This window comes from Bifidobacterium sp. ESL1133 (assembly GCF_058107325.1).
On record NZ_JBYLUI010000001.1, the window covers coordinates 133,388 to 149,765 of the forward strand.

The 16,378-nt window shown below is 58.1% G+C and carries 11 protein-coding genes; 5 read left to right on the forward strand and 6 right to left on the reverse strand.

Annotated elements, in window-relative coordinates:
- Nucleotides 1-19 precede the first annotated feature (19 nt).
- The 4 genes from AC3B5A_RS00560 to AC3B5A_RS00575 all read right to left on the reverse strand — a co-directional run bounded on the left by AC3B5A_RS00560 (nucleotide 20) and on the right by AC3B5A_RS00575 (nucleotide 8,215).
- On the reverse strand, nucleotides 20-1,573 hold the full coding sequence (locus tag AC3B5A_RS00560; protein ID WP_489798009.1) for a C1 family peptidase: 1,554 nt from the start codon (nucleotides 1,571-1,573) through the stop codon (nucleotides 20-22).
- A 451-nt stretch (nucleotides 1,574-2,024) separates the two neighbouring features.
- Complete coding sequence (locus AC3B5A_RS00565; protein WP_489798011.1) at nucleotides 2,025-4,553, reverse strand: mucin-binding protein; 2,529 nt, start codon at nucleotides 4,551-4,553, stop codon at nucleotides 2,025-2,027.
- A gap of 167 nt (nucleotides 4,554-4,720) precedes the next feature.
- Nucleotides 4,721-4,876 (reverse strand): hypothetical protein, encoded by a 156-nt coding sequence (locus AC3B5A_RS00570; protein ID WP_489760891.1) that lies wholly within the window; start codon nucleotides 4,874-4,876, stop codon nucleotides 4,721-4,723.
- A 669-nt stretch (nucleotides 4,877-5,545) separates the two neighbouring features.
- Nucleotides 5,546-8,215, reverse strand: a complete 2,670-nt coding sequence (locus AC3B5A_RS00575) for a DNA gyrase/topoisomerase IV subunit A (protein ID WP_489760890.1) — start codon at nucleotides 8,213-8,215, stop codon at nucleotides 5,546-5,548.
- Between the two features lie 131 nt (nucleotides 8,216-8,346).
- On the opposite strand from AC3B5A_RS00575, the gene AC3B5A_RS00580 reads away from it, so the two are divergent.
- A complete protein-coding gene (locus AC3B5A_RS00580) occupies nucleotides 8,347-9,579 on the forward strand; it encodes an alkaline phosphatase family protein (protein ID WP_489798012.1) in 1,233 nt (410 codons plus the stop codon).
- Nucleotides 9,580-9,647: 68 nt separating this feature from the next.
- Here AC3B5A_RS00580 and sepH read toward each other — a convergent pair whose 3' ends face one another.
- Complete coding sequence (gene sepH / locus AC3B5A_RS00585; RefSeq protein WP_489798013.1) at nucleotides 9,648-11,012, reverse strand: septation protein SepH; 1,365 nt, start codon at nucleotides 11,010-11,012, stop codon at nucleotides 9,648-9,650.
- A gap of 170 nt (nucleotides 11,013-11,182) precedes the next feature.
- Between sepH and AC3B5A_RS00590 the strand changes: the two genes are divergently transcribed.
- The 3 genes from AC3B5A_RS00590 to AC3B5A_RS00600 all read left to right on the forward strand — a co-directional run bounded on the left by AC3B5A_RS00590 (nucleotide 11,183) and on the right by AC3B5A_RS00600 (nucleotide 14,396).
- Entirely contained in the window at nucleotides 11,183-11,476 is a 294-nt protein-coding gene (locus AC3B5A_RS00590; protein ID WP_489760917.1) for a DUF4193 domain-containing protein, read from the forward strand.
- Complete coding sequence (dut, locus tag AC3B5A_RS00595; protein ID WP_489760887.1) at nucleotides 11,476-11,952, forward strand: dUTP diphosphatase; 477 nt, start codon at nucleotides 11,476-11,478, stop codon at nucleotides 11,950-11,952. The genes AC3B5A_RS00590 and dut overlap by 1 nt, the downstream gene beginning before the upstream one ends.
- 98 nt (nucleotides 11,953-12,050) lie before the next feature.
- A complete protein-coding gene (locus tag AC3B5A_RS00600; protein ID WP_489798014.1) occupies nucleotides 12,051-14,396 on the forward strand; it encodes a RelA/SpoT family protein in 2,346 nt (781 codons plus the stop codon).
- Nucleotides 14,397-14,570: 174 nt separating this feature from the next.
- Here the strand turns inward: AC3B5A_RS00600 and AC3B5A_RS00605 are convergent, their stop codons facing one another.
- Entirely contained in the window at nucleotides 14,571-15,107 is a 537-nt protein-coding gene (locus tag AC3B5A_RS00605; protein WP_489798016.1) for a peptidylprolyl isomerase, read from the reverse strand.
- Nucleotides 15,108-15,355: 248 nt separating this feature from the next.
- Here AC3B5A_RS00605 and AC3B5A_RS00610 point away from each other — a divergent pair, with 248 nt between their 5' ends.
- On the forward strand, nucleotides 15,356-16,345 hold the full coding sequence (locus AC3B5A_RS00610; RefSeq protein ID WP_489798017.1) for a MetQ/NlpA family ABC transporter substrate-binding protein: 990 nt from the start codon (nucleotides 15,356-15,358) through the stop codon (nucleotides 16,343-16,345).
- Nucleotides 16,346-16,378: the final 33 nt, after the last annotated feature.

Here is a 16,378-nt window from a genome sequence, read left to right on the forward strand (position 1 = left end):
CGACCGCGTCCGAGCATGCTTAGCAGCAAGCGTTGGTGAGTGGCTGCCAGGGGTCGAGGTCGATCGGTTCGGTGTTGAGCACGGCGAGCGTCTCGGTGTTCAGATAGCGCTTGTGGATGATAATTTCGGTGACGTATTCGCTGAACCATTCGTCACTCGCCACGTAGTAGCCATCGCGTCCGCTGGCCTTGCCCCAGCTGTTCTCCACTTTCCAACGGTCGGGCTTACCGGCTTCATCAAGATTCACGCCTGTCAGAGTCATGGCGTGGTTGCTGGGGGAGTCGCCGTATTCCAGCCCATGTGCCTTATCGAGGGTGAAGTCGGTGCCGAACAGTTCGTCGGTACGCACGGTGCTGCGGTCAAAGACACCTTCTGCGCGCAGGGAGAACTGGTCGCAGTCGCAGGCAAACCAGATGGGGTGACCGTCGGTAAGCTGGTCAACGGCTGCTTTATGGAACACGTCGATCGGCACATTGATGAATTCGAGGGGACCGGACTCGACGACATTGGTGGCGTACATGAGATGATAGCGTCGATTCATCGGGCGGCTTGGCATCGGCACGTTGGCGAGGGTGACGAAGTCGTTCACGTCCACCGGCACATACTTCCTGTAGAACTCCATCGGGGTGATGCCGAATTCGCGAATTTGCTGGCTGGAGTCGATGCGCGAGTCCTCGTTCTTTGCGGTTTTGGCCTTCGCTTTGACGTTGGTTCCGGTGCTTGCGGGAGTGGCGCTGCCGGTCTTTTCGTTGTTCTTGTCATCCTTGGTGCGGGCGAAGAAATCGAAATGTTCCGGCGGTTCGCCGAGGCTGATGGCGCAGATACGGTAGACGGTTTCCATGCTTTGGCGTTTGAGCTCGCGCAGCTCATCCATGCTTGCACCGGCTTCGTGGCGCTCGCGCAAGGTGGCGCCCGCCTGGTGGAGTTTGGTGGCGAGATATTGGGTGAAGTCGTCGGAATCCCGGGAATTTGCGGATTCCGGGTAGGCGGACTTGGGGACGAGACCATACTTGTTGACAAGGTTGACGAACATCTGCCACCAGCCTCCGTCCGCTGCCGGATAGTCGTTGATGGCCTGGAAGATGCGGCTTTCGGTGGACTCGTCGAGTGTGGCGAGCACGTTTTCGAGGTAGGCGTTGGATTTCTCCATCTTGTCCCAGAAGAAGAGGTAGGTTTCTGAGAATTCGAAGTCGTCCAGATTCCAGCGGTGCATCACTTCAAAACGCAGCGTATTGAGTGCGGCGAACATCCAGCAGCGGCCAGAATGGCGCTGGTTGGTGATGGATCCCTGCTTGAGTTCGACCGAGAAGTCCTGTGGCAGTTCGCGCAGTCCTTGGTAGCTGGTGGCTGCTTTAAGCACGCCGTTGTTCACTGCTGCGTTGGCAGCCACACGGTTGGCGCGGTCGGTGTTGAAGTTAACCGAATACTGCCGGGTCTGATCGGCGGTGATGGCTTGCAAAGATGCTGCGGAGGTAGGAGCGGAGGCGGTTGGCGATGGTGCGGTTTTGTCTCCGTTGCGGCTGCCAGTCGTAGCGTTGTTGTTCATGGTAGGTGTCTCGTCTGATGATGCCATAATGCTTATGCCTTCCGGTTTCGTAGAATACGAATCAGTATACGGTCAGATACGAATGACGATGGGGAACAAGGACGCTTATCTGCCTCATGTGTCGTCGCTCACCACGGTATTGCCGCGTTGAAGCGTTCCGTGAGTACTTTTGTGGATGGTGTGGGTGTGCTGGTTTTAGAGATTGGTGGAATTTCAACGTTCTTGTTGAAGCAGTGGTTGTGTAGCCTGCGTGAAAGTACTCACGGAATGGGCTGTTCATGGTGTTGGTGCGTTTCGTAGGGACGAAAAGCAGGGTGTGGCGTTACATCGATTTCGCAGGTCGTTGAGATTCCAATGTTTTGGTTTTCGAGTGAAGAGTGTTTTAGCTTGATTCGTCCCTACTGAATGAAGAGGGCTATGGGTGAGGGTGAGCTCACACGGATAGTGTGAACTCACCCTCACTGATTTTTGTTACTGGCTACTGGTTGGTTCGCTTGTTGCGCAGGTGGGTGAGGAGGGCTGCTAGGGCTAGGAGTGCTAGGGCGATAATACCGCCAATGATCACTCCGGTGCCGCCGGTGAAAGGCATGCGGGTGATGGCACGCTGATAGATGACGGTGACATCGAGCTTGCGATTGGATGTGTTGGGGTTAGCTGGATCAGTAGCTGCAAATGTGACCGATGGGTTATCGGTACGACCGTCTTGGGTGATGCCGGTGATGGAGGTGACTGTGCGTGGGTTGGTGAGATATCCAGGCTTTGACGGGGTGACAGCATCGAATGCGGTGATGTCGGTGTTGTGCCAGTTGTTGTAATGCTGGGGTGGCTGGTTAGGGTAGATGACATCGTAGAACAGGTCTTCTTTCCACGTGCTGGTTTGCAGTGTGTCTGGTGCTGCCGTGGAACCGTCTGGATACTGGTGGTGGATGGTTCTGGTGATGGTTTTGACTCCAGCGTCTTTCTTGACTTGATTGTTTTTCAGGTAGATGGTGAGTGTGGTGTCACTACTGGGGATGGTGGTGTTCAATGTGAAAGTGCGTGTTTTAGCGCTGTCGCTTCCTTCGCTGACGCTGACTTCGGCGGGTAGTCCGACTGCTCGGTCGGGTCCGAAGAGTTTGTCGGTGTAGTTCAGGGTTTCGTGTACGGGTGTGCCGGGTTGGTTGGTGAAGGATTGTTGGTATTGGGTGACGGGTTGACTGCCGGCACAGGATGCCCAGTCGTTGTTGGCAGGTGCGCAGGTGTCTGGTACTTTCAAATATTGGACGGTGATGGTTTGGTTGGCTGGTATGTAGAAGTAGTAGACGTCGGTGGTACCCCAACCGGCGGTACTTCCTGCGGTGCCGAAGGCGACGATATCGCCGTTGGCGTTGTAGCTGAGGCCGGTTTCTCCAGGGTAGGGAACGGATAGGTTGCCAGTGGCCCAGATGCTATTGGCATCAGTGTTGTTGGCTAGAGCGGTCAACCCGGCCACGCTGGAGTTCGACGCGCCGAGTGTGGTGGCGATGGTTTGGCGCTGTGCGTCGGTTAACGAGCTTAAATCGGTGCTGGTGAGTGGTCGATAGCCGGGTATGGAGGCCGGGGTGTTGGCTGCAGTCGCAGTGCCCTTGCTTCCGGTGACGGAGTTGGTTTTGCCCGTGGGGAAGCTAACGGTTTGACTGTCTGGTGCTGCGGAGGTTCCATCAAGGTTGAGATGATGCGTGGCGACCGTGGTTTGTCCGCTGGACGATGAACCGGTGCTGGGCGTAGAGCCGCTCACCTTTTTGAGTACCGAACCAACGGTATGTGACGTGCATGTGCTGCCTGTCATGCCTCCTGCGCATGTATTGTTGGCGTCAGGGGCGCTGCTGTCTAGCGAGAATGCATCGACGGAAGTTGTTTTGTTGGTATTGGCAGGTGTGAAGTATTCGTAGATGCCGATGTTGCTGGCATAACTGTTGAGATACTTGTGGTAGTAGTTGCGTGTGGAGGTCACGTCGGCTTCACGATTCTTGCTGTAGGCTGCAGCACTTGCATGATATGTGCTGCGGGTGTTCTGATCAATCTGGACGTCAGTGAGTACTTGATCTGCAGCTTTGATTATGGTGGAAGTCATGATGGATCCGTCGTCTTGCCGCGAATAATACATCGCTGAGGAAGTGAGTTTCTTGACTTTGGCATCGAGTTCTTTGGCGTAGATACCATCTCCGGCGTTAACGACCGGTATGGCTTTTGTGATGTCTGATTCCACGGTATCGGCTTCATTCTTGTCTCCCGGTGTGGTCTGTGCGTAGTCGTTGGAAACGTAGAATGTGCCGAGGTACACCGTTGCTTTGGTGGGGACGACTGTCTGGCTGGTATATATGTTCGTGTTTCTGATGATGTCCCGGCCTTTGATGTTTGGTGTCGTTCCCACTCCAGGCTTGTTACCTGGTCCGATGGTCAGTGTTGGTGTCTGAATATCTCTGAACGTGGTGTCTGTTAAAAGATTCTTCCGCATGTGATCGTTGACTGTGATGGTGTCAGCTAAGCGTAGATTGAACATGTCTCCGGCGAGCTCGGTCGCTTTGTATGTGGGTTTTGGAGCCGCGAATTCGATACTGTAGGCGTGGTTGGTGGCACCGGTCTGGTTCTTGCCAGTAGTGAAGGTGCTCGTGAACGGCATGGTGTGCATCGTTGTGGCACTGGTCTGGTATGCGATGTAGTACATCCATTCTCCGGTGAATTTGAAGAATGTGGTGCTGTTGCCGGGAATGGTGTTGGTGACGCTCAAGGTGAGTGCGGAACCCCAAGGCGAGTTGGGGTCGAACTGGAGAGTGCCCACGGGTTTGCCGGTGTTGGTGCTGATGTTGACTGGTTTGCCCTCATCGTTGAAGGGAACTGACTCTCCCCACGTACTATCGGTAGATTGGACAATGGTGGAGACAAGGATGGTGGTGCCGGCCACCAAATCGCTGGTATTGACGCTGAAGGTGCCGGTGGCGCCACCGCGTACGTAGTCGTCGGCGGCGAAATACTGATAGGACGGCATGGGGCCGCTGCAGAAACTGCTGTAACAAGTAAGTGCGACGTCTGCGCTGACGGCTTGTGCGGTGACACCGCGTGTGGAGATGGATGCTGTTTGGTTAGTTCCTAGCGTGCCGGGTTTGCTGGGGGGGGGGTGATTTCATTGCTATTTTGGGTTGCCCCAGCTGTGGTTTAGGCTTCGTTGGCGGTGTTGCCGGCGTAGGCGACTGAGCCTGCGGCGAAAGCGGTGAGTAGGGTAGCTGCGGCAGCGATACCGGCAATCAGGCGTGTGCGTGCGGACTTCGCTGCTGTGCGGTCACTGTGGTGCGCGTGAACCATGGTCATCATGCCTCCTGGTCTGCTCGTGCTTGTCTGCTGCGCGAGTTTCGGCTGCTGTTTGGTGTGCAGATCACACGGACTCTGCAACTATTCAATATTCGTCTATGTACTTGTGGTCGTGCTGACGATACTGCAGTGAGCTAGGCCACAAACAACACAACAAACACTACCTACCGCATCAGACAACACTATGCATATTCCCTGCATACTAGGTTCTGAGATAAGCGTCAATGACGGAGCATTCCGTGAGTACTTTTTGTAGGAGGTGTGGTTGTGTCGGTTTTGGAGATTGGCGGAATATCAACGTTCTTGGTGCGATAGTAATCGTGCAGTTCATGAAAAAGTACTCACGGAACGAACTCATTATGATGTTGATGCGTTTAGTAGGGACGAAATAGCAAATATGAAGGTATGCCTGCATTGAAGATTAGCGAAATGGCACCGTTTTGGTTTTGGGACGGTGAGAGTTGAATTCGAATTCGTCCCTACTGAATGAGAATGCACACATGAGCATGCTACTTATAGGTACGTTTCAGTCAATTATGGGGCAGATTTTGAACGAAACGTACCCGACTGAGTTGGAGGGGAGGAGACCCTACCCATTTTGCCTTAGTTGGTGGCGAACGCGGACAAGGCTGAGCGGCTCAGGTGACCTGTACCGCTGTCGCCACAGAGTCGCTACGCCACGAACTCGATGGGCGCGTCTAGCTCCACTCCGGACGCATCTCTGCGCATGTCCGGCTTGGGCAGCTCCACTGGGGCACCTTCGGGTGTGCTGGCGCGCAGCGGGTAAGTGCCCACCACAGCAAGTGTCAGCCCATCCTGGCCTTTGAGGAAGCGTTGCGAGCGCACGCCTCCGGTGCCGCGCCCCTTGGTGGGGTACATCTCGATGGGGGTGACTTTGGCTGCGCCGTTCTCGGTGCCCGGCAATGCCGCAGAGTCGCCGGCCACGGTGAGCAGCACGGCGCCGGAAGCTGAATATAGCCCGTTTTCGCCTTCGTCGTAGGTCCAGGACACCTTGCCGGCCGGTACGACGTTGAACGTCATCACCGTGCAACCTTCTGCCAGACGGATACCGTTCATTCCGGCTGAAGTACGTCCCTGAGGGCGGACCTCGGCGGCGGCGTAGGTGAGCAGAGATGAGTCCGAGGAGACGAAGACGATACGGTCGTCGTCTTTGGCGGGAGCGGCAAAGACGACGCTGTCGCCGTCCTTAAGCTCGATGACGTTCCACGAGTCCATGGTGCTGGGCGATTCTCGGTTCCAGCGTTTCACCGTGCCCCGGCGCGTACCGATGGCAAGGGGGACATCGCTCAAAGCCGGCACGGCTGCAACCACGGTCTCACCGGGCACCGGATCGGTGTTCTCGGTGCCGCCGAGAAGATCCTTTGCAGCCACGCCCAGAGACACATCTGTCGGTGTCGCCGCGCCTGAGACGGCAAGTGAGGGGAGATCGGCCACATTGGCGAGTACGAGCCGGCCGGCCGAAGTGATGAGCGCGTACCGTGCCTGGGTCGTGGTCTCGAACAGGGAGACGATTTGATCATTGGGTCCGCGTTGATCTGCGGTGGTGCGCGTCTGCCACTGGTCGAGCGTACTGACCTCGCCGCGTGCGATGAGGCCTGACGCGCTGAGCAGCACGGTGCAGGGCGAATCGTCAAGTTGCAGGGCCTGTACGGCGTCTTCGTCGTTGCCTGCCCTGCGTGCGGCAGCGGCCTGAGCCACACCGGCCTCGGCAGAGGAGACGATCTGAACCGCCTGGATGGCCTGCATGGCTTCGCTCTGCACACCTGAAACATCGGAACCTTCGGCGTGCACCGGGGTGAGCGTACCGTCCTCGGCCTGGTCAAGTAGCACCGTGCGCCTGGGGTCGCCGAACTTGGCGGCCGCTTCGTCCATCTCCGAGACGATGACGGCGTCGAGCTTGGCCGGGGAGGAGAGAATGTCGTTGAGCTCGGCGATACGCGCGTTGAGTTCGTCGCGTTCGCCTTCCAGCTCGATACGGCTCATTTTGGTCAGCCTGCGCAGCCTTAAATCGAGAATGTACTGCGCTTGAATATCGTCTAGGTCAAACACGGACATGAGTCTGTTTTTCGCAGCTTCGGCATCGTCCGAAGTGCGAATCACCTGGATGACCTCGTCGATATCGACCATGGCCAGCAGCATGCCTTCCACCAGGTGCAGGCGCTCTTGGGCCTTGCGCAGCCTGAATTCGCTGCGGCGGTGCACCACGGTGCGGCGGTGCTCCACCCACACCTCAAGCATCTCCTTCAAGCCCATGGTGTGCGGACGTCCATGCACGAGCGCCACGTTGTTCATGGTGAAGTTGTCTTCCAACGGCGTGGCTTTGAACAGCTGAGCCAGCACGGAGGCGGGATCGAACCCTGTTTTGATTTCGATGACGATGCGGGTGCCGTTGTGCCGGTCTGTCAGGTCGATGGCACCTGAGACACCTTCGATCTTATGGCTTTTCACCCCGGCGGAGATGCGTTCGAGCACTCGTTCCGGGCCCACCATGAACGGCAGTTCGGTGACGATGATGGCCTTTTTGCGGGCGGTTACGTTCTCCACATGCGTAGCCGAACGGGTGGTGAGCGTGCCGCGGCCGGTTTCATAGGCTTCGCGGATGCCATCGCGACCGATGATGATGCCACCACCGGGCCAGTCCGGTCCGGGAACGAAGCGCATGAGGTCGTCGAGTGAAGCGTCGGGATGGGACATCAGATATTTGGCGGCATTCACCACCTCACCCACGTTGTGGGTGGCCATGTTCGTGGCCATGCCCACGGCGATGCCCGAAGCGCCGTTGACGAGCAGGTTCGGAATAGCCGCAGGCAGCACGTCAGGCTCTTTGAGCTTGTTGTCGTAGTTTGGAGAGAAATCGACGGTATCCTCGGCGATGTCGGCATTCATGCCCAAAGCGGCCGGAGCGAGCCTCGCTTCGGTGTATCGGGAAGCTGCCGGACCGTCGTCGAGCGAACCGAAGTTGCCGTGCCCGTCCACCAACGGCAGACGCATGGCAAAGGGTTGCGCCAGTCTGACCATGGCCTCGTAGATCGACGAATCGCCGTGCGGGTGGAGCTTACCCATCACTTCGCCCACAGCGCGTGCGGACTTCATATACGCCTTATCCGGCGTCAGATTCATCTGACCCATCTGATAGATGATGCGCCGCTGTACAGGCTTCATGCCGTCTCGGGCGTCGGGGAGGGCGCGCGCATAAATCACTGAATAGGCGTATTCGAGGAACGACGTGCTCATCTCTTGATTAAGCGGCGTCTCGACGATGTTTTCCTTGACCGTGCGTGGGTCGAAGCCCGGCTTGACGGTTTTGCGGCGTTGAGCCATACCCTGTGAACTCCCTCTTGACGACCTTACCGACTTTATATAATAGCCCGAACCGTGCATTGCCTGATTGACTTGGCATGACGCGGGGAGATGAGACCTGTATGCGGAACTTTTCTGCGCACGGTGATTCAATGAGACGCGTGAGCATTGCCATACCTGACGAACAAGATCTGCTGCAACCCGTGCCAATAGCGCAATATGGGGATGCCGTCCATCGGGCGCGCGGAGGGGCAAGACATCTATCAGCGCTCTTGCCCGCTCTCAGCGCTGCCATCGGATCTCCGACGTCTACGCGTGTGCACAGTGACCCCGAGGCATTATGCGCCACGCTCGGGTTGCCGAAGGTTCGTTCCGCCATTGTGGTGCTGGTGGACGGGCTGGGATATTGGAACCTGAACATGCGCATAGGCCACGCACCATATCTGCGCTCGTTGATGAAGCGTGCCGAGAATGCACGCCCCATCGCCTCGACGTTTCCGAGCACCACGGTGGCTGCGTTGGCTGCCTTCGGCACCGGCACCGCCCCGGGACTTACCGGCATGACCGGGTACACCCAGCGCAACCCTGGCACCGGTGCCTTGGCTCAGCTTATCCAATTCGACGGTGCGCCAGATCCACTCGACCTGCAGCGAGAACCTACCATATTCGAACGTTTGCGCGAACAGGGAGTGCGTGCCACCAGCGCCGGACTGCGTCAATTTGCCGATTCGCCGCTTACGCGCGCCGCGCTGCGGGGAGCGGACTACGTGAGCGGAGGCACGCCAAACGCCCGCGTTGCGGCAGCCTGCCGAGCTGCCAGAGAACCGGGCTTGACCTACTTCTACCTGCGTGACGTGGATAAGACGGGGCATCATGATGGATGGGAGGGAGAGTCTTGGGCAGCGGCTCTCGAATCGGTGGATGCGCAGTTGGGGCTGCTGCATCGCAGCGCGCCTGAAGGCACCCTTATCGTCATCACTGCCGACCACGGTATGATCACCCCTGACCCTTCGTGCATCATCGACGTTGCCGCACGAAGTGACTTACGGCGCGATGTGGCACTCGTCGGAGGAGAAGCCCGAGCCGCGATGCTCTATGTCAAGCCCGAAGCCGACGTAGATGAAGTGGCTCAGCGGTGGCGCGAATCATTGCATGGGCAGGCGCAGGTGCGCACGCGCGCCGAAGCGGTGAAGGAAGGACTGTTTGGTCCGGTCAGTGCTCGAGTGGAGCCCATGATTGGCGACATTGTCGTTTCTGCACTGGGACGTACCACCATCGTGGACTCCCGTACACAGAGCGAGAACGCCATGCACCTCGCAGGTGTGCACGGTTCGATGTCGGCCATGGAAGCGGATATCCCCCTGCTCATCGACCTTATCGATTAAGCAGAGGGATATTGATGGGCAGGCAGGGGAAGGCTATGCAAAGCGAAGCGTAACCTCTGGAACAGCAATCAGTCGCCGAAAAGAATCTCGTCCCAGCTGGGCATGGCGGAACGGCCCGACTTTCCCTTGCTGCGATGCACCGAGGTGCTCGCTATGGTTTCCGTCTCGACGGTAACCGGTTCCACCTGGGCGTTTTCAGCACCGTCAGTTGCCACCGCGGTTTCACCGACAGCGGAGGGGATGACCGGCTCGGAAACAGGCACAGCAGGTTGCGCAGTGGATTGTGGTTGCACGAATGGTATCGAGTCGTCCGTCTCGGAGCCGAGGGGCTGCCAGTCGGTCTGCGTGGAGACGGCGCTTGGTGAAACATCAGCGGGTGCCAAGGCTGGTGCGTCATCGGGAACTGTACTTGTGCTTTCTTGGCCAGCGGCAATATCAGCAACATCAGGGGAGAGCTGCTCTGCCTCACTGGAATACGCTGACGCTGCTTCCGGCTCTGTTTCAACGTCGGTTCCCGCTACCTGGACTTGCGGAGCGGCGATGGGGAACGACTGCGGAATTGGCTGGGTGGGCATTTGCTCAGGTTGCAGCTGCTGCGCGAGCATCTGTTGAATCTGGAATTGCTGCATCTGCGCTACAGGAACAAACGCCGGATATCCTGATATGTTCTCTGGCGTGTCGTTCCCATCCTCACCGGTCTGCAGTGAAGCGGCTGGCTGGCTCTGTGGCTGCTGCCATGAAGGCAGAGTGCTGCCGATGCGATCCTGCGTCACGGTGCCGCCCGCAGATGTCCTGCCTGCCCCTGCGATGGTGTCGATACTCACCACGCCGCTGTCCACCGGCTCGTTGACGCTTTCTCCCAGCAAGATCCGTGCAGCTGTGTTCAGGCATGATACCGAGTTGTCTCGCATGTTCCAAGACCATTCGGCCGTGATGCGGTTCCGCTCGGTCTTGAATTGCGCGCTCACCTTCCACGGCTCGCGGCTTCGGCGTGTCGCGCTCCATGTTACCTCGTTTTCGCTTACATGCGCGGCGGTGAGCGTCAGGTCAATCAAGTCCCCGATGGTGTGCACACGGCTGCCTTTAGGCGCCGGAACGGTGAGGAACTGCTCGATGGCGTACTGTTTCTCGGTTTGCACCGATGACGTGAAGCGGCGCACCAGAGCCTCGCTCAATCCGTACTGTTCCGCCACTTTCTGCGCATCCACACCTTCACGAATCTGTGCCTGAATCCTGGAGATGGGCAGAGTCGACGTTTCATGCACGGGGGCGGTCTGCGTGGCCTCGGAATACAGCTGACGGGCTTCGAGCACGGCACGCTCCAGCGTGTCGCTCACCTGCACCCTGAAGGTTGCGCCGTCCGCATGAAACACCAGATTTCCGGCGTCGTCAACATGGTCGAACTGAGCTTCAACCGCTTCACTGCCCGGCATATACCACCACTTTCCTAGAGCTTCTCTAGCCCAATCTATCATCTGCTTTCTCTATTGTGCCCCACGTGTCGTATTTTACGTTGCGCGCAAATCGTGTATCCTGTAGCCCATAAACCGTAAACGCTCCGCCGCGCCGATGCCGACGGAACGCCAAGATGAAAGGACCGGGCATGGCTCAGGACTACGATTCTCCCCGTAACAAAGACGAAGACGAGGAGTCGCTGCAGGCTCTCGGCAAAAGCGAGCAGAACAACAACAGCGATATCGACGACGATGAGAACGCCATCGCCGAGGATTACGAACTGCCTGGCGCCGATTTAAGTCACGAGGACTCTTCGGTCACCGTCATTCCGATGCAGGGCGACGAGTTCATCTGCTCGCAGTGCTTCTTGGTGAAGCACCGCAGCCAACTCGCCTACGCCGATGAGAACGGGCAGCCGGTGTGCCAGGAGTGTGCCGCATAATGGCATTCGACGAGGCGTACAACGAGCCGGAAACCGTTGAGGTGCTCACCCTGGGTTCTGTTGAGCACCTTGGTCTGCGTTATGCGCATGCCGGGGATGCAGGTGCGGATTTGATCACCACCGAGGATGTGGAACTCAAGCCGTTTGAGCGGGCGCTGGTGCCCACCGGCGTTTCTCTTGCTCTTCCCGCAGGCTATGTGGGGCTGGTGCACCCGCGTTCCGGCCTTGCCGTCAAGCAGGGGGTGACGGTGCTCAACGCTCCTGGAACCATTGATGCCGGGTACCGTGGGGAAATCAAGGTTCCGCTCATCAACCTCGATCCTGAACATACGGCGGTCTTCCATGCCGGAGACCGCATCGCCCAGCTGGTGATCCAGCGCTATGTCGAAGCACGTTTTGTGCCGGCACAAGCGCTGCCGGGCTCTGACAGGGCAGACCGAGGGTTCGGTTCCACCGGTGTGGCTTCGCAAGTCTGAAGTGTCAGTGTGGCGCTGGCAGGTGACTCGCCGAGCTGTGGCCCAATCGGTTGGACCGCTCAAGTATGATGGCAGGTAATACAACGAGGGGAGCGGATATGGCGGGCCGCGACGAGGAACAATATTCGGCGAAGATGCTGGGCTGTGAAGTGAGCGCGGACCCGCTGGATCCGTTGCTGCCCATAGCTTCCGTATGTGCACAGCACTACCCGGACGCCGACTTGGACATTCTCGAGCAGGCATACCGCAGAGCTGTGTACCAGCACCGCAATCAACGGCGTCGTTCCGGAGAACCCTACATCATTCACCCCCTTGCCGTGGCGCAGATTCTGGCTGATTTGGGCATGGGGCCGGCTGTGGTGGCCGCAGGGCTGTTGCATGACACCGTGGAAGACACCGATTACACGCTGGAGCAATGCCGCGCCGAGTTCGGGGACACGGTGACGGGTCTGGTGGACGGTGTCACCAAGCTGACCAATATGGAGTACGGTGACTCGGCCCAAGCCGAGACCATCCGCAAGATGGTGGTTGCCATGAGCCGGGACGTGCGTGTGCTGGTCGTCAAGCTCGCCGACCGTGTGCACAATGCGCGTACATGGCGTTACGTCAAACCGGAGAACGCTCAACGCAAAGCGCGTGAAACGCTCGATGTATACGCCCCTCTTGCCAACAGACTGGGTATCAACACCATCAAGACCGAACTTGAGGAATTGAGCTTTAAAGTGCTCTATCCCAAGATATACAACGAAATCGTGGTGCTGGTGTCTCGCAGGGCAGGGCAACGAGACGTGTACCTGAAGCAGATTCTGGCTGAGATCAACGCCGACCTGTCCGCTCAGCATGTCAAGGCGACGGTGACGGGACGGCCAAAGGATTATTTCTCCATCTATCAAAAGATGATTGTGCGAGGTCATGATTTCGCCAACATCTACGATCTTGTCGGCGTGCGCATCATCGTGGACACCATTCAGGACTGTTATGCGGCGCTCGGTGCAGTGCACGCACGCTGGAGTCCGGTGCCGGGGCGGTTCAAGGATTACATCGCCATGCCCAAGCTCAACATGTACCAGAGCTTGCACACCACCGTGGTGGGGCCTGGGGGCAAGCCGGTCGAGATTCAGATTCGCACATGGGACATGCATCGTCGTTCCGAGTTCGGTATCGCCGCGCACTGGAAGTACAAGGAGAACGGGCAGGCCGGTCGGCATTTGAGCGTGCCGGACAAAGATGATCGAAAGCGTGAGGGTGCCGATAGCTCGGAACTCAGCGAAGCCGACAATCTCAAATGGATTCAGCAGCTGGCCGACTGGACCAGTGAGACCCCTGATTCCGACGAGTTCCTGGGATCCCTCAAGGAGGATCTCGGTTCCTCCGAAGTGTATGTGTTCACGCCCAAAGGCAAAATAATTTCGCTTCCTGCGAACGCTACGCCCATCGATTTTGCCTATGCGGTCCATACCGAAGTCGGTCATCGTGCGATGGGAGCCAGGGTCAACGGCCGGCTGGTGCCGCTGGACACGGTGCTGGAATCGGGCGACACCGTTGAGATGTTGACGTCGAAGTCCGAGACGGCAGGCCCGTCACGTGATTGGCTGAGTTTTGTGAAAAGCCCGAAGGCGCGTAACAAGATTCGGCAATGGTTCAGCAAGGAGAGACGCAGCGAAGCCATCGACGAAGGCAAGGACGAGCTGACGCGGGCATTGCGCAAACGCAACCTGCCGGTCAACACGCTGCTGACGACGAGCGCATTGGTCGGGCTGGCAGACGAGCTGAGTCTTGACAGTGCCGATGCGGTGTTCGCGGCCATCGGCGAGGGACAGGTGTCCACACAGAACGTCATTGCGCATCTGGTGAAGGATGCCGGCAGCGACGAGGTGGAAGACGACGTGGAACAGAGCGGACTGCCGCTTACCCATGCCGACCGAGGGAGTAAAAAGAGCGAATCGCTGGGAGTCTCCGTCAAAGGTGTGGGCGATGTGTGGGTCAAGTTGGCGCGTTGTTGCACCCCGGTGCCGGGAGACAAGATCGTCGGTTTCATCACGCGCAATGACGGTGTTTCCGTGCATCGTGCCGACTGCTTGAACATGCTTGACCTGCAGAAGCATCAGCCTGAACGGGTTATCGAGGTGGCATGGACCAGTGCCAAGGGTCTGTTCATGGTCAAGATTCAGGTGGAAGCGCTCGATAGGGCGCACTTGCTTTCGGACATCACGCAGGTGCTCTCCGATCACGGCGTCAACATTTCCAGCGCTTCGATCGCCACTGGCTCGGATCGTGTGGCCGTCGGCCAGTTCTCGTTTGAGATGGCCGATCCGCAGCACATGACCACATTGCTGTCTGCGGTGCGTAAGGTGGAAGGTGTGTTCGACGTATATCGTCTTACCGGTTCCAAAGACTCACGCGAGGCCAAGATACGCAAGATTGCGCGTAACCAGCGCTCATAGCCAGCGACCGATAAGTGGGGTGGCGGTTCCGGTACGGGTCTGTGGCAGACTTCGCACTGGTTAGGGGTGCCGGGCATCACGATGATTGGGTATGGCAAAGGGGCGGCCGGAATTGTTTCCGACCGCCCCTTCACTGTTGCGGATTCAGTCCTTGAGGCAGTTATGCCGCTGAGCCTACTTCACTTCGATGGAGATGATGCCGGCCGGTTCCAGCGGCATATCGCTGCGGTCGGTGTCCACAGCCTCGAGCTTGTCAACCACGGCGCGGGATTCGTCATCGGCCACTTCGCCGAAGATGGTGTGATGGCCGTCAAGCCAAGGGGTGGGCACGGTGGTGATGAAGAACTGGGAACCGTTGGTGCCGTGCATCTTGCCGTCGGCGCCACGGCGCACGCCGGCGTTGGCCATGGCCAGCTTGTACGGTTCGTCGAACTTGAGTTCAGGCACGATCTCGTCGTCGAAATCATAGCCGGGGCCGCCGGTGCCGTTGCCCAAGGGGCAACCGCCCTGAATCATGAAGTCTTTGATGATGCGGTGGAACGTGAGACCATCATAGAACTTGTCGTGGGACTTCTCGCCGGTGGCGGGGTTCGTCCATTCCTTCTCACCGGTTGCCAGGCCCAGGAAGTTCTTCACGGTTTCGGGTGTCTTGTTGTCGAACAGGTCGAGTGTGATGTCGCCTTCGGATGTGTGCATGATAACTGTAGTCATGAGCCTCATTCTCGCACGGATTAGGGACGGTGTCGGGCCGTTTGCGGGCAATGCGGGCAGCGGGGATGTAGCCGGTTATAAGCAACGGTGATACGTAATTTGGCCGATAGTGCCGTGTCGGCGTGCATGATTCTGTACGCTGGCTGCAACGGGTGCGGTTCGGCCCGCATATCGGCGCAAGGTCAGGAACGCCGGCACGTAAGGTGCGGCGTGAGGGTCCGACCAGATGATCCCATGAAAGGAACGCGATGAGCGACGAACAACCAGATGGAGAACCGTTCTCGGGTTCGCTTGAATTTGAAGAACCGGTGCGGGTGTATCACATCAAGCGCAACGTGGTGATTGCGGTGGTTCTGGTGGTACTGGTGGCCCTTGTCGTCGGGCTTGGACCGCGCACCGTGGATGCGCTCAAGGCTCGAGCCCCCAAAGGTTCCAAAGCAAATCCGGTGACGATCGGCGTGGTGGGCGTGACGAGCCCGGAATGGGTGGCCTTCAAGGACGAGAGCCAGAAGGAAGGCATCTACGTGGATCTGGTTGATTTCCAGGATTACACGTCCAACAATCCGGCGGTGGACTCGGGCAAGATGGATATGAACGAATACCAGCACTTGCTGTATCTGGCCAACTACAACGTGAAGAACCACAAGCAGCTTCAGCCCATCGGCGCGGTGGCGGTCTATCCGCTGGGCATGTACTCCACCAAAGTACGCAGCGTCGATGAGATACCGCAAGGATCCCAGGTTCCTATCCCGGACGATGAAAGCAACCAGGCAAGAGCCCTGAGTGTGCTTAAATCTCAGCATCTCATCGAATTGAAGCACCCTTGGACGCCGTTCACCACTCCCGCGGACATCGACCAAGACGCTTCCAGAGTGAAAGTGATGCCGGTCAAAGGGGCGCAAGTGCCTACATTCCTTAACGATCCGAAGGTCTATGCCGGCGTTATCAACAATGATTTCGTGGCCGATGCCGGGCTCAAGCCCACCGACGCCATCGCCACCGACGATCCCGATGGCCCCGAGGCCAGACCATACATCAACGTGTTCGTGGTGCGCCATGATGATGTCAAGAACCCCACATACACGAAACTGGTGGAGATTTTCCACCGTAAACGTGTCATGGACGGGGTGGTCGCCAAGTCGAAGGGGACTGCCGTGCTTGCAGGCCAGTACACCGCAGATCAGCTTCAGGGCTATCTCAAAGACATCGAGAGGGAAGCCAAAAGTGCCGGGGAGTAAGTGACGGCTGGCCCGATACTGACGTGGGTCAAC